Origin of the sequence: Paenibacillus sp. 11B, from assembly GCF_030487755.1 — a bacterium.
Lineage (GTDB): Bacteria > Bacillota > Bacilli > Paenibacillales > Paenibacillaceae > Paenibacillus > Paenibacillus vandeheii.
The window spans coordinates 1,689,418-1,704,416 of the sequence record NZ_JAUKNS010000001.1 but is presented as its reverse complement, the minus strand read 5'-3'; the positions used below and the strand labels follow the sequence as shown (position 1 = coordinate 1,704,416).

General features: G+C 40.2%; 15 protein-coding genes. 13 read left to right on the top strand and 2 right to left on the bottom strand.

What is annotated here, in order from left to right:
* Positions 1-277: 277 nt before the first annotated feature.
* Positions 278-1,648, bottom strand: a complete 1,371-nt coding sequence (gene mgtE, locus Q0V21_RS07515; protein WP_301878244.1) for a magnesium transporter — start codon at positions 1,646-1,648, stop codon at positions 278-280.
* Positions 1,649-1,824: 176 nt separating this feature from the next.
* Here mgtE and Q0V21_RS07510 point away from each other — a divergent pair, with 176 nt between their 5' ends.
* From Q0V21_RS07510 to Q0V21_RS07475, 8 genes are all read left to right on the top strand, one after another.
* Positions 1,825-2,529: a DNA alkylation repair protein gene (locus tag Q0V21_RS07510; protein WP_301878243.1), complete on the top strand. Its 705-nt coding sequence runs from the start codon at positions 1,825-1,827 to the stop codon at positions 2,527-2,529.
* A gap of 77 nt (positions 2,530-2,606) precedes the next feature.
* Positions 2,607-3,146, top strand: a complete 540-nt coding sequence (locus Q0V21_RS07505) for a methylated-DNA--[protein]-cysteine S-methyltransferase (protein WP_301878241.1) — start codon at positions 2,607-2,609, stop codon at positions 3,144-3,146.
* Between the two features lie 491 nt (positions 3,147-3,637).
* A complete protein-coding gene (locus tag Q0V21_RS07500) occupies positions 3,638-4,411 on the top strand; it encodes a DUF1361 domain-containing protein (RefSeq protein WP_301878240.1) in 774 nt (257 codons plus the stop codon).
* 102 nt (positions 4,412-4,513) lie between these two features.
* A complete protein-coding gene (locus Q0V21_RS07495) occupies positions 4,514-5,737 on the top strand; it encodes an amidohydrolase (protein WP_301878239.1) in 1,224 nt (407 codons plus the stop codon).
* A gap of 216 nt (positions 5,738-5,953) precedes the next feature.
* Positions 5,954-6,385: a GNAT family N-acetyltransferase gene (locus Q0V21_RS07490; protein WP_301878238.1), complete on the top strand. Its 432-nt coding sequence runs from the start codon at positions 5,954-5,956 to the stop codon at positions 6,383-6,385.
* Positions 6,386-6,450: 65 nt separating this feature from the next.
* Positions 6,451-6,861: a DUF6157 family protein gene (locus Q0V21_RS07485; protein ID WP_079350604.1), complete on the top strand. Its 411-nt coding sequence runs from the start codon at positions 6,451-6,453 to the stop codon at positions 6,859-6,861.
* Between the two features lie 115 nt (positions 6,862-6,976).
* Entirely contained in the window at positions 6,977-7,450 is a 474-nt protein-coding gene (locus Q0V21_RS07480) for an NUDIX hydrolase (protein WP_079350603.1), read from the top strand.
* A gap of 31 nt (positions 7,451-7,481) precedes the next feature.
* Positions 7,482-7,943 (top strand): DUF6896 domain-containing protein, encoded by a 462-nt coding sequence (locus Q0V21_RS07475; RefSeq protein ID WP_079350602.1) that lies wholly within the window; start codon positions 7,482-7,484, stop codon positions 7,941-7,943.
* 86 nt (positions 7,944-8,029) lie between these two features.
* Here the strand turns inward: Q0V21_RS07475 and Q0V21_RS07470 are convergent, their stop codons facing one another.
* Positions 8,030-8,932 (bottom strand): ArsR/SmtB family transcription factor, encoded by a 903-nt coding sequence (locus Q0V21_RS07470; RefSeq protein ID WP_301878237.1) that lies wholly within the window; start codon positions 8,930-8,932, stop codon positions 8,030-8,032.
* A gap of 789 nt (positions 8,933-9,721) precedes the next feature.
* Between Q0V21_RS07470 and Q0V21_RS07465 the strand changes: the two genes are divergently transcribed.
* The 5 genes from Q0V21_RS07465 (at position 9,722) to Q0V21_RS07445 (ending at position 14,731) form a co-directional block, all read left to right on the top strand.
* Positions 9,722-10,027 carry a YfzA family protein gene (locus tag Q0V21_RS07465; protein ID WP_079350601.1) on the top strand — a complete coding sequence of 102 codons (306 nt, stop codon included), beginning with the start codon at positions 9,722-9,724 and terminating at the stop codon, positions 10,025-10,027.
* A gap of 526 nt (positions 10,028-10,553) precedes the next feature.
* Complete coding sequence (gene yfmF / locus Q0V21_RS07460) at positions 10,554-11,828, top strand: EF-P 5-aminopentanol modification-associated protein YfmF (RefSeq protein WP_301878236.1); 1,275 nt, start codon at positions 10,554-10,556, stop codon at positions 11,826-11,828.
* Positions 11,829-11,833: 5 nt separating this feature from the next.
* Positions 11,834-13,120, top strand: coding sequence for an EF-P 5-aminopentanol modification-associated protein YfmH (yfmH, locus tag Q0V21_RS07455; RefSeq protein WP_079350599.1), 1,287 nt, complete (start codon positions 11,834-11,836; stop codon positions 13,118-13,120).
* A 108-nt stretch (positions 13,121-13,228) separates the two neighbouring features.
* Positions 13,229-14,080 carry an ABC transporter ATP-binding protein gene (locus Q0V21_RS07450; RefSeq protein ID WP_079350598.1) on the top strand — a complete coding sequence of 284 codons (852 nt, stop codon included), beginning with the start codon at positions 13,229-13,231 and terminating at the stop codon, positions 14,078-14,080.
* Positions 14,081-14,731, top strand: a complete 651-nt coding sequence (locus tag Q0V21_RS07445) for an ABC-2 transporter permease (RefSeq protein WP_079350597.1) — start codon at positions 14,081-14,083, stop codon at positions 14,729-14,731.
* The last annotated feature ends 268 nt before the right edge of the window (positions 14,732-14,999 follow it).

The window sequence follows — 14,999 nt, the reverse complement described above, 5'->3', positions numbered from 1 at the left end:
TTGAACTAAACATTTACACGATAACGGAGAGGACAGAAATAACTTGAAGAAGCGGAGCGTTCGCCTTTATCCCCGGATTTTCCCCTTTGAAAAAGGGAATTCAAAAAAATCTGGGGATAACAGCGATCGGAAGGTTGTTCTGTCATCGGAGTGGCAAGTGTACATATTCTTTAGTTCAATTTATATAGATGAAAAGAATACTTTGAAACAACAAATGAAAAAGCAGAAACAGACCATCATCCGCAGGATTAGGTCTGTTTTCTGTTTTTTTCGATATTCACATCAAGGCATCCAGAAAACGGGTTGCGATGCCGAAATAGATAAACAACGACAAAATATCATTCAGTGTTGTAATTAATGGGCCGGAGGCGACCGCAGGGTCTACTTTGAAACGACTGAGCAGAAGGGGAATGCAAGTGCCGGTCAGTGTTCCGATGACGAGAGTGAAGAAGAGTGATACGCCGATAATCGCTCCAAGCAGCCAGTCACCTTGCCAGAAATAGGCGATGACCGTAATCATCAAGCCGCATACAAGTCCAATCATTAGGCCTACCTTAATCTCCCGGCCAATCAGCGCGAGCACTGTGGCCTTGTCCAGCTTGCGTCCAATCAGTCCACGCACAACGACAGCGAGAGATTGTGTCCCTGTATTCCCCGTCATGCCGGCTATCATGGGCATGAAGAACGCGAGGGCCACAACCTGATTCAGTGTGTCCTCGAAAAAATCCACAATGCTTCCCGAGATCAGTCCGATGAATAACAGTAAAATCAGCCAAGGAAGGCGACGTCTGACAGCAACCAGCGGTTTGGTATCAAAATCGATGTCTTTGCTGCCTCCACCCATTTTGGCGATGTCTTCACTGGCCTCGTCCATAATAATATCAATGACATCATCCATTTGGATCACGCCGCATAATCTGTGATTCTCATCCACGACAGGCAGAGCCATAAACTCATAACGCTGCAACAGCTGTGCGGCTTCTTCCTGGTCCATATCGACGGTTGCATGGATGACACGCCGCGTCATCAGCTCTTCCACTTTGGTCTTATCATCTGCCTCAGCAAGGGATTGATAACTCACGACTCCGACCAGTTTGCCTTCATCATCCGTGACATACAGGTAACTGGTCGCTGGAATGAGCAGCGATGCCTGTGATTCTCTTAGCGCTTCTTTTGCTGTTTCATGTGATAACAGGGTGCGGTAACGATCGGTCATGATTCGCCCTGCCGTCTCCGGTGGATAGTTCAACACGGCGCGGATAATCGAAGAGTGATCCAGGTTCATCGTAGACAAGAGTTCTTCCCTGCGTTTGAGAGGTAGATCATGCATGAAGCGAATCAGATCACTTTTGTCCATCTGCTGCATGACTTCAAGGGTGCGTTCCGGGCCTAATTGTTCGAATAGATGTACCTGTTCTTGAAGCGTGAGCGCTTCTGCCATATCGGCGAGAACGTCAGGCTTGAATAAAAGCAAGAAGCGTTTCGTCTCTTGTTCAGGGAACTTTTTATATATGAGAGAAAGGTCGTATGGATGCAGCTCTTTGGCCCATTTATAAAATTCGGTCAGGTTTTGGGTTTGCACAAATTGCACAAGGAGCTCCGTAATCTCTTCAACCGAAAAATCTTTTTTGAGATGGGATCGGTTCATATGTAGTCTCCTTTCTAGATGGGTTCAACTCCGTATTCTTAAACGAAATGGGATGGCAGTTAAACAGCGACCACGGGAAATGGATATTGTAATCTTGCTAATGCATTCGATATGGGCTTACAAATCAATGCTGCCGGGATATACTTGATGTAGAAAACCCGATGAGGAGGAGACATGTGGAAACGGTTGTAAGAACACAATTGTTATCTCTGGTCGAACCGGAATATCAGAAATTCTCGGCTGCGCTCATTCCGAATATCACGAATCTGTTGGGTGTGAGACTGCCTGAAATACACAAGATGGCGAAACAAATTGTCAAAGAGGACTGGCGAGCCTATCTAAAAACCGCTGATGATGATTATTTTGAAGAAGTCATGCTGCAAGCGATGGCCATCGGTCATGCTCAAGCAGATATTGAAGAATTGCTGCAACATATCGCCTGGTTTGTCCCCAAAATAGATAACTGGTCCGTATGCGACAGCTTCTGCGGTGGATTGAAATATACGAAGGCACATCTGGATCAGGTGTGGCAATTCTTGCAGCCCTATTTGGTATCCAATCAGGAGTATGACATTCGCTTCGGTGTTGTGATGCTGTTGAACTTTTATATGGAAGAAAAATATATCAGCGAAGTTCTTGTCTCATTAGATCGCATTCGTCACGATGGTTATTATGTGAAAATGGCAGTGGCCTGGGCTATCTCCATCGCTTATGTGAAACAACCTGAAGCCACGCTACGTTATTTGCAGGACAATACCTTGGACGACTTTACGTATAATAAGGCTCTTCAGAAAATAACGGAGTCCTATCGTGTTGATTCGGAGACCAAACAGATCATCCGCAGTATGAAACGAAAATCGAAGAAACCGGTTCGTGTGTAGTATGTGTGCATAACGTGAAAAGAAATCAGATATAAACCTACGAGGGAAAGGACGATAGACGTATGAGAAAGAGCATCATGTGGACAAAAATGGAACTGGACGGTCGTCCGTGGGTATTGCTTGGCACCGAAAAAGGGTTATGCCGGGTTATTATGCCCAATGAAACCCTGGAGGATTGGGGGAGCTGGATTGGTCGAATTGCACCTGGCGTGGAGCTCGAAGAGAATGAAGCAGCGTTGAAGCAGACAGGTATGATGGATTGGCTGCAAGCCTATTTTGCCGGAGATAGAGTGGCTTTCACCGATGAAATCCCGCTTGATCTGATCGGAACAACATTCCAACAACAGGTATGGACAGAGCTGGGTCGTGTTCCTTATGGTGAGACAAGAACCTATGGCGACATTGCTGCTGCGGTGGGAAGACCTTCTGCGGTGCGAGCTGTTGGGGCCGCCAATGGAGCCAACCCCATTCCGGTACTGCTGCCATGTCACCGCATCATCGGTGCCAACCGCAAGCTGACCGGTTTTCGCGGAGGACTGGAGATGAAGCGAAGACTGCTGGACATTGAACAGATTGAAGGCGTGACTGATGGCGGGCATGCGCGGTTTAATTTTTGATTAATTATATGAAAACGAAGCGGTAGACTCCTGCGGCCAAGGCTTCGCTTAGTTCTAACAATGTACAGGCACTCTATAGTGCCTGTTTTTACATTTTCTATTGATAGAAGAATGGAGGATAAACGGAAATAACGCGGAGGTTGGTCTTTTCCTTCTGGGTCACGACGCTAACGAATCTCCTACACCACCTTATTGTGAGGAATAGCGTGACATGTAAAACCTAACGAACCTCAGCCGTCTTATTCCAGTAAAAACCTGCAGAATGATGCGCAAAGACTCACAAAGCAATGGAATAAGGCGTCTACGCTTTGTTACGATGACTGATCCGTGGAATTTCACAAAATAGAGTGTGCTCGATTCGTTAAAATAATAACGATTGTCTGAGAGCTGTTCCGGTCACTTGCCCAAACGATCATAAGATGTTCGCATATACCACATTTTGGGTTATGATGTACGTGGATTACTAGGAAGGCGTATTCACGGTTCGTTTTATGAAATCGATGATCGAGGGATTGGAACTGCCTCAGGCATACCAACAAGGAAAGGGAAATCGAAGCGAAGAAATGAACAATAATAAAAATACAATTTATTTAAAAATGAGTAGTGTTTTAATCGTTGCTACCATAGGTTGTCTACTTGTTGCTGTCTACTTGCGTACCAAAACAAACACGAACATGTATCAATTTTTAGCGTGGGACATTTTCTTGGCATGGGTTCCATTTATCATTTCATCTACGATTCGTTATGTATGCCATAAAAAACTTACAAGAATGAGTATCGCATTGGTTGGAGTGATGTGTGCAGGCTGGCTGTTCTTTCTACCGAATTCAGCATATCTTTTCACAGAAATTTTGCATGCATTCAGATACTTTGACCCTCAAGGGGAAACTAAGTTTTGGGTTAATATTGATTTTTGGTATAGTCTCACCCTGACGTTTGTCGTAGCTATACTAGGTTTAGTTCTGTCCATTTGTTCGATACATCAAATCCACGGATTGTTAAATAAACGACTCAGCCAATTTAGCAGCATGGTCGTTGCAGGTGTTATTTTACTCCTGAGCAGTTTAGGGGTGTACATCGGCAGATTTAATCGGTGGAATAGTTGGGATGTCCTGAAGCAGCCTGGCCTCATTTTGAAGGATATCATGACTGACTTAAGTGCAGATAACAGCATTCTGGTTGAATTTGTGGCTATGGTATTTGTGATTCAAATTTTTGGATATATTACACTTCGTATGCTAATAGGGAAGTCCAACAATATCTAAACGATAATCGTATGGATTACCAACGTTTTAACTATTTTTGCTGAATGAAGTCCTATGGTACCATTGACCACATAGACCGAGTGGAAAGAGGGAGTGACCAGGTTGAAGCAGAAATATTGGTTAACCAACGTAGCATTGGAGCAAAGTTATGTAATGGAAGACGGGCAGGTAACTGGCACCCGGACAAGCCTTGGTCATCTGCGAATTGAAGATGGAGTCATTGCAGCTATTGTGAATGGGGAAACGGATTTAACAAGCGAGTTGCCGCAGGTTGATGGTAAAGGACTTCTGCTGCTGCCTTCGTTCGAGGAAGCCCATATTCATTTGGATAAGACGTATTACGATGCACCATGGAAAGCGGTTCGACGCATCTCCAGCATTTTCGAACGTATCGAAGAAGAGAAAGTATTGCTGCCCAAGCTATTACCCGATGCGAAGCGTCAAGCGGAAAGTATTCTGACCTTGATTCAGGGGTATGGGTCCACTCATGTGCGCACTCATTGCAATATTGAGCCGGTCAGCGGGTTGAAAAGGCTGGAAGCGACGAAGCAGGCATTGGAAACATTTTCGGGCAAAATCTCCTCTGAAATCGTCGCTTTCCCGCAGCATGGGCTGCTCCGCTCTAATTCGGTAGAACTGATGCGTCAAGCCATGGCAGAAGGGGCCACTCATGTAGGTGGACTTGATCCTCACGCCGTGGACGGGCATATTGAGAAATCGCTAAATGCAATGGTCGAACTGGCTGTTCAGTATAAGGCAGGCATCGATATTCATCTGCATGAAGCTGGAGAATCAGGTAAACAAATATTATTGCAATTGACTGATTTGACTGAAGAAGCGGGGCTTCAGGGCAAAGTTACCGTTAGTCATGCATTCTGGTTTGCTCATGCGGAGCAGCAGGAAGCGGAAGATATGGCCAAGCGAATGGCTTCCCTTGGTATGAGCGTTGCTTCGACCGTGCCTATCGGTAAAATGATGATGCCACTTCCGATGCTCCATCAACATGGGGTGAACGTGAAGCTGGCGACAGACAGTTTGACGGATCATTGGTCTCCTTTTGGTAATGGAGATCAACTGGAAAAAGCGGGCCGTTTCGCCGAACTGTACGGATATAGCGATGAACGGTCCTTGTCTCAATCGCTTGCATTTGTCACAAGTGGTATCACTCCACTGGATTCAGAGGGGCAACAGGTATGGCCGAAGGTAGGGGATACGGCTAGTTTTGTACTGGTAGAAGCCAGCTGCTCGGCAGAGGCAGTTGCCAGAAGGTCTGCGCGTCAAGCGGTATGGTTTGAAGGGAATCTGGTAAGTGGGCCGGTAGAATAGAGCATACTGGAATGGATGGACCACGGGAAACCGTGGTTTTTTGTTCTGGGTCTGTAAGGAAAGAACTGCTAATCAGCAGGTGAGAAAAGGAGGAAGGAACTGTACGCATATACCACTTTTTGGGTTATGATGGACGTAGTCAGCATTTGAGCGTGAGTTGGTTCTAGGACAATGGTGATAGCATATTAAGTTACGATTTAAGTTGAGGGGTGGAACATGATGATTAGAGAGGCCGAAGCAAGGGATGTCGAGGTTATTGAAAGGCTGTACAATGAATTATTACCGAACAATCTGAATACGAAGGTACTGGCTGAGCGGATTGAAGAAGTAAGGAATAATCCCAACAGCTTCTTATTTGTTTACGAAGTTGGTAATCAGGTGATCGGGACTGCGCATTTACATATTTGTCTGGATGCATTGGTGGAGAATAGACCGTTTGGTGTAGTTGAGCGGGTTATCATTACGGAGCATGTGCAGAGCAAGGGATATGGATCTGACCTTATGAAGTATATAGAGAATGTATGCATACAGAAACAATGTGTAAAGGTGTTTCTCACCAGTGGTTCATCCAGATACGAGGCACACGGCTTCTACACGAAATTAGGATACGATGGTGAATCCAGCAAGGCTTTTAAGAAATATTTATAAAACGATTTCAAACTTGATTGTATATTCGTATCCATATTTTAATGAATAGATGGGAGGATATATTGATGAAAGACATGAACTATTATGAAACTTTTATTGCAGTAGCAGAAGATTGTCCTGTTAAAGTGGCAGAGATCCCCAAAGCCAAAAACGGCGGCAAAACCGTTCCAGTTCTACAGTATGAAATGATTGCAAACCATCCTTATCAATACACGCAAGAGGATGTTATGTTTGAAGTATTTGCGCAGCGCAATGATATCTCAGATGAACAAAGATCACTAGAGAGAACAAAGTTTTTCTCCAAGGGACAACCCTGTCTTCGCACTTCTTCGTTGGGTAAACGTTATGGTTGGGGCCTTCATCATAATTCACAAGGAAAAGTAGCGATCTACGCTGTTGAATCGGAAGCATATAAAGAGTTCTTAAATGATAACAGTTTAAAACATGTAAAGGCGATGCGTTCGAGTCGTCAATAGCTCTATCATTTAACTACCAATGCCTAGAAGTGAGAAATTAAAAGACGATGTCAGAAAGTACATTCAGACATTTAGTACAAAGGAATAAAAACAAACATAGGTTAAGGAGAAAAAAATGAAAATTCGTTCTGTCTCGCTAGCTATTTTGAGGAAAGAAGATCGCATTTTGGTTCAGGAAATTAACTTCCCTGATATTTCAACTACTTTCTACAGACCTATTGGTGGAACGATAGAGTTCGGTGAGAACAGTAAGAAAACTCTGATCAGGGAGCTCAAAGAAGAGTTAGATCAAGAGATCGAAGAGCCCCGATTAATTTCCGTTATTGAAAATATTTTTGGAGTAGAAGCTGAATTAGGTCATGAAATTGATTTTATCTATGAAGCATCATTTATAGATAAATCTCAATACAATCAGGAAGAATTTGTTGGATTAGAAGGTTCCATCCCCTATAAGGCATGTTGGAAACCAATCACTTATTTTTCAATAACAATGGATGATGTAAAGCTAGTTCCTGATGGATTGCTGGATTTGTTATTGGAAAAAGAACAGGAAAATGGGGCTATGGTAAGGCATTTAAGAACTGACTAATGGTGAAAAGAACAGGGGGCAAGAGAAAGAGATGCACGCGTTAACCAAAGAAACAACAGATGAATTACTGGAAGCGATGGACACGTACAAAAGAATTGCACAAGAACTGATCGACAAATTGATCTCGGAAACCAGCCAGGCTGAAAAGGAAAAGGTCATCAATGGAGCATACTACTTGCTTTCTAACGAGGAAGTTGTAAACGGTGAAGAATATTTGAGTGGAAAATGGCATTTCGATGTTCATGGAGAGCATTGCATGTTCGAGAATGCAGAAACAGGGCAAACGTTGGAGGTTTCTCTCGGCAGTAAAGATGATGTGGGAAACATGGACCCTTATTTTTTTTATAACTTTTTGAAATCCACTACAAACTATGAACACCTGATTGCCTATTTCAAAAATCCCTTTGGGGATATGTTGGATTTTTTCGAAAAGTTGGCGGCCCAGAATGTGCTGATTCATGTTCATGGGGTCGAGTATAGAAAGCGTCTTTAACTACGTTAAACAGTATCCCGTTCATTCAAATGGGGTATATATTTTGAAGCCAAGAACGGGATTATTCTTTAATACATAAAGAAAGATTAGCGTTGTACGCGTATGACAATATCCTGGTCATGATTGCCGAACCCGGAACCATAGAGTGTTAATCCACCGACGTTAGCCCCCTCCTCGTCAACCGTGAAACGAAGCGTCCAGAATGGTTCCTCCAGTTTGAGATCCTCGATCGTCACGTCCGACATTCGTTCTCCATCCATATACGTACCCGAGTCATCAACACGAATCGTCTTTAATAATCCATATTGATTCACATTGCGATGCCACCATGTCGGCGTATATTTGCCACGAGCAGCCCTTCCGAAATCAGCGGGGCTTGTCCAGGTTCCAAGCGAAATTCCGTTAAACGTAAATAAGATATCCGATGGCCAATGATCTCTTAAACCCGGAGCTTCAGAAGCTATTTCCACTGAAATTTCAATGGTACTGGCAGTCTCATCAGGAAGCATATAGTTAGGCGTTTTGTATTCGACATACCCCCTTCCAAACCAGAGGATGGCAGCGTGAACCCGCTCAGGATCAAGAAAGTAGCGTGGGTCATCCCAAACACCGATTTCTTTCTCGTGTGTCCCAAGACCGCAGGTAGGATGGACCTCAAATGCAGTATAGTGACCCACTGAAATTGTCTGCTCTCTAACCCTTGCTGTTCGACTAGCGGATGGCAGTTCGATCTCGATGTTATTTTGTTTGAGGAAACATAATTTGTGCGTGCCTCCATTCAGGGGTATCCTGCGGCTATCGATCAGTCCGGCTTGCTCAAGCTTGCGGATGTGCATTGTAACGATGGAGGGGCTAAGTGCTAACGCAGCGGCTATATCCTTTACATTCATTTCGCTATCTGCAATCAAATCCATGATTCTCCATCTAACCTCGCTTGCCAGCGCTTCGTATAACGGTATGAATTTTGGATCTCCGTTCGCTTTGATCATCCTTAACAATCTCCTAACCGGATCTATTGAAATCATATATATATTAATTTAACTTTCGGTGCGTCCAAGCCTAGGTTGTGAAGTTTAGCAGGTGGAAATCTGCTTGGAAAGGCTAAAGCGAAGCCACCAATAGCGATTCTTGGACGGCTGGAAGTAATTTCAGACGTTAAGCGTAGACAGCCAGACAGTAGGCCTGAAAGTGATAGAGCCTCGAAAAGAGTAAACCGGAGAGGTCGACGTTGTCGAAAGTATGGAAGACCTCTGCGCTAAAGGCAAGTAGAGACGAGCTCTCCTGGAGTCGTAGACCAGGCCTCGCAGAGCGAATTGAAGAAGTGAGGAGTGATTCCAACATTCTCCTGCTTGTATATGAAGTTGATGATCAGATTATTGGGACCTGCGAATTTACATATGTGTCTGGATGCCTTGGTAGAAAAAAGACCGTTTGGCGTGGTAGAGCGGGTTATCATACAGATCAGGCACAGACACCGCTTTTATACGAAATTAGGATATGATGGGGAACAAAGCTTTTGAAAAATATGTATAAAACCAGTTCAACATTTATGGTGTGAAGCCAACTTACATTCAGATATATAAAACAGCTAGGTGTATTCGGGAGATGGCTATATTAAAATAAAAGGATATGAAAATAATTCAATATTTAGAAAAAATAACTTGATGGTGCCGTATAAGTGTATATAATGTGGTATAGAATCCTATGTGTTTGCTATATATATATTAAATACAGAGATCAGAGTTAGGAAACAAAATTGTGAGAGGAGAGAAAATGAAATGTCATATTCCACCGAAAAACTTCATACTAATCGAGCAAAACGCTGGATGATTACAATTGGAATATTTATAATTGTACAGTTGATCTTTATCGCCATTGATGGTACTTTGCTGGAGCCTAACATAAACGATAGTGACAACGCATTTGCAAGGATAGTAAGAGGGATGTTGGAATCTAGGTTACTTACAGAATGGATTGCCCCTTATTCTTTTCCGTTTTTTAATTTATTCCTGATCATTTTTGTTGTTGCAATACTGATTCAAGCAGTAAGAGACATGATATCAACCATGTTTGCAAAAAAATAAAGCAGAGAGATGGGCAGTACTGATAACGAGTTCTTGAAAAAAGTCATAATCTGTAAGCTGGTTTCAATACGAATTGGAGCCAGCTTGTTAAAATTTAATCAAATACGCTCGTGATTGTGTAATTATGGATAAAAGGCTTAATACGCATTCTTCTTCCCACTGAAACCTCCATATTCAAGGTATTCAACCTCTTCTTTTATGATCCCATTTTCCAACTCAAGTCGCTTCACACATCAATTGTATGTGTTTACAGATAGGATTTTACAATGCATGGTTCCCTTTTTTTGGATTTTATTTGATTATAATGGCAATTATGGTGGATTATCATTTTGAGTCATGATACAATAGTGTAAAATATATGAATTTATACTATTTTGTAGTTTTAACACATGATTGAATGATATAAACATAAAAGGGCTATAGTCGTACATATACATATACATATACAATTATATATATATATATATGTATATGTAATTCTGAATTATTCTAATAAAGAAAGTATATCGAGGGGAGCAGATCAGGGTTGGAAGATATACATATAAGTTCGAAAGAATTAAACGGTTTACAGCTTCACCTATATAACACGAATAAATTTAAGACAACTAGTATAATGTTGACGATGAAAGCCCCTCTTCGAGAGGATTTAGTCACTGCAAGAGCATTAATTCCTCATATTCTGATTGGAGGATCAACAAATTACCCGGATCGCAAGCTAATACAACAAAAACTTGATGGGATGTATGGAGCAACTCTTTTTTTGGATGTTCAAAAAAAGGGAGAAGATCATAACATTGTTTTTAGAATGGAGATTCCTTCGGATAAATTTCTTAATGATTCTGCTTCTTTACTGAAATCCTCTCTTGACTTATTGCATGAAATTGTTTATTGCCCATTTCTTGAAAATGGAACATTCCATTCTTTGATTGTTGAACAAGAGAAGCGCGCTCTAAAGCAACGGATTGATTCAATATTTAATGAAAAAATGCTATATGCCAATGTCCGATTGCTAGAAGAAATGTTTAAAGGTGAACCTTATCAAAATCCAGCATTCGGGAAAAAAGAGGATATCGATTCTCTCGATGCTGCGTCCATTTATCAAGTATATAAAGATTTACTTCAAAATGATCGCTTCGATTTATTTATCGTGGGTGCCTTTAACGAGAATGAAGTCAAACTAATGGTACAGGATATCTTTTGTGAAAAACATAACAATAAAATGATGAGAAGGTTTTCTTTAGATGAAACAGGTGTGAAAAATGTAAAAGTTATTCAAGATAGAATGGATGTACAGCAAGGAACGCTTCTCTTAGGTTATAGGATTTTCTCGACAATACAAGATGAGGATTATGAGGCTGCAAGAGTAGCGAATGCGATCTTTGGTAGGTTTCCATCTTCTAAGTTATTTATGAATATACGTGAAAAGGAAAGTCTAGCGTATTTTGCTCATTCACAAATTGAAAGCAATAAAGGGTTATTATTAACGATGGCAGGAATTGATTTTGATCATTATGAACGTGTCGTTAAAATTATAAGAGAACAAGAGTGTGCAATGAAAGAGGGTGATTTTACTGAGGATGAAGTTGAACAAGGTAAAGTAATGTTGATAAATTTATTACAAGAAGCATATGATTCGCCTCTTGGAATTATGGACATATTTATTCAATCTGTGGATAGTGGTCTGTCTTATGAAATAAATGATCAGATTAAAAAAATTAGTAAGGTGTCAAAAGATGATGTCATTTGTGCTGCTAATAAGTGGGAGCTAGATACCATATACTTCTTAAATAGAGAGGAGTAAATCATTTGAAGTCCATAATTTATGAAAAATTAGAAGAAAAAATATATCATGAAAAGCTCGCTAATGGACTCGAAGTTTACATCCTTCCTAGGGTAGGCTTTCACAAAACAGTTGCGACATTCACAACAAAATATGGTTCAGTAGATAAGGAATTTACTCCTTTAGGAAAAGATAGTTCCACTCAATTTCCAGATGGACTAGCTCATTTCTTAGAACATAAGATGTTCGAATGTGAGAAGTGGGATGTTTTTCATACATTTGCAAAGCAAGGAGCTTTTGTTAATGCATTTACAAGTTTTACTCGTACGTCATATACATTATCAGCTACATCTAACATAAGTGAAAATCTCATAACTCTTCTCGACTTTGTTCAAGAGCCATATTTTACAGATGAAACGGTAGAGAAGGAAAAAGGTGTAATTGAACAGGAAATAAAAATGTATGAGGATAATCCAGACTGGCGTGCTCGATTTGGAATCTTAGAAAATTTGTATAAAGTTCATCCAGTGAAAAATGATTTGGCAGGAACAATACCTTCTATAAATAAAATTACCAAAGAGGATTTATACGCTTGCTATAATACTTTCTATCACCCTAGCAATATGTTGTTTTTCGTTATTGGACCTGTAGTTCCTGAAGAAGTAATATTGCTTATTCGAAAGAATCAAGAACAGAAAAAATTTCCGGAACCTGAAGAGATTCACCGTATTTTCCCTGAAGAAGATTTCAAAGTGAATAAAAGCTCACGTGTATTGAAAATGCCAGTCCAAATACCTAAAGTTTTTGTCGGATATAAAGAAACTAACCTAACAAGACAAGGTAAAGAACTGCTAAAATATGGGCTGTCATTAAACGTTTTGCTTGAGTTGATGTTTGGGAAAAGCTCTGAGGCTTACGAGAAAATGTATGATAATGGCTATTTGGATAATTCATTTAATTATGAATATACAAGTGAAAAGAATTTTGGGTTTTCAATTATTGGTGGGAACAGTACTGCGCCTGAAGAAGTAATAAAAATTATAAGTGAAACGATTGATAGGTTAAAAATGAAATCAATAGATAAAGAAGATGCAGAACGTGTGATTAAAAAAGAAATTGGTAGTTTTTTAAGTGCCATCAACTCGCCTCAATTTATCGCTAACCAATTTACTCGTTATCAATTTAATGAGATGGACTTATTTGACGTATTGCCAACGCTTGAGAATTTAACAGAATCTGATCTTGATGATGTACTGCATTCACATTTTTCTGATGAATCAAGAACAACACTAATTGTAAAAGATAAATATTGATGCAGCTAGCCTGATCACCTCATGAGTACCATGTAGCCAGTTACATTTTTCTAAGATCTAAGGGGTTTCCGTAAACTAGCATTCCACGAAACTAATAGGAGTGAGAGAATGTCAAGTCTTTTAGAAATTAAAAATATTAGAAAATCATACGGTGGCAAGGTTGTTTTAAATGATGTCACATTCAATGTCCCATCTGGAGAAATTGTTGGTTTCATTGGTGATAACGGGGCAGGTAAATCAACAACATTTAAAATAGTACTAGGATTAATTTCTAAAGATGCGGGTACAGTAAAAATTTTTGGTGAAGAAAATATAAATAAACAACCTAAGATCAAGGAGAAGATTGGAGTCGTATTTGATGCCCCAAACTTACCTGCCCATCTTACAGTAAAGCAACTGAATAAAGTTTTTGACAACCTATTTGATTCTTGGGACCAAGACAACTTCCATCGCTTAATTAATTCTTTTTCTCTACCCATAGATAAAAAAGTAAATGAATTCTCACGTGGGATGTCAATGAAACTTTCTGTAGCTGTAGCTTTATCGCATAATGCGAAATTATTGATCCTAGATGAAGCGACTGGAGGGCTTGACTCCTCATCTAGGGAAGAAATGTTATATGAATTAAAAAACTTTGCAAGTAAAGGAAATGGAGGTATATTACTTTCCTCTCATATTATGAGTGACATTGAAAAGATAGCTAGCCATCTTGTCATTATAAAGGAGGGTGAAATTTTGCTGAACGAACAGAAAGATAAGGTTTTTGAAAGGTATGCTATTGTAGATATTGATGAAGAGAAATTAAACTTACTTAACCAAGATATAGTGGTGGCCAAAAGAGATTATGATTCTTATTACAGTGTACTTGTATCAGATAAACAACAATTACCAGAAGAAGTGGCGATTAAACCTATCTCGATGGATGAAATCAGTTTATTACTAACAAGGAGTAATGAATAAATGAAAGGTTTATTATTGACAAGTTATTACTTAGTTTATCGAAGTTCTTTTTTGTATACGGGACTAGCCATTCTATTGTCTGGAATCATTCTAAGTTTTGCAGATGCTTCAATGCACCGTTTAGTTGCAATGTTAAATATCTTGCTTATGGTGATGTCTGCACTTGACGTAATAAAGTTTGAGGGTAAGTCTGGTTATGATAAATATGTACTTACTTTGCCTGTTAGTAGAAGTAATATTGTACAAAGTCACTACCTTTTCTATTTCTTGGTCGTAATTTACGGGGTTCTATTATCATGTGGAATATTTTATCTATATGATTTAATTTCTGGCACACCAATAGACGGCATGCTCAACTCTATCTTTTTTGGGACTTTTGCAGTTCTTCTTACTGGTGCGATAAATTTTCCGCTCTACTATATTTTTGGCCCAGAAAAATCTGATTCCATAACATTGGGAAGTGTAGGTGGGGCGATAGTAATTACTATCGTTTCTCAGGACCTAGTTGGATACCTTGCAAAACATTTAACACTACCGAATTCGAATGATCCGGATCTCTACGCTCCGATCATATACTTAATAATTGGTGTTATCACTTATGCTCTATCATTATTTTTCGCTATTTTTATATACAGGAAGAAAGAATTTTAGAACAAAACTAATTCTAATGGTCTTTATTGACTACGAAGCTTCCGTTACCCACTCTCGCGGCTTTCAATTTCTTACCCTGCATTAACGTTGAAATAGGGTCAAGTTCTTTATTGGAAGGCTGCTTCATTATAAATATTCTTCTAACAACATAAATAGATTAGTGAACGTGTTTTGTGTGAATTCTTAAGCTCGTCGAATGGAGCCAAGAACCCAGATCCACTTTCTTGCTCTTAGTTAATACTTAACTTTACTACTGTATGAAATATGC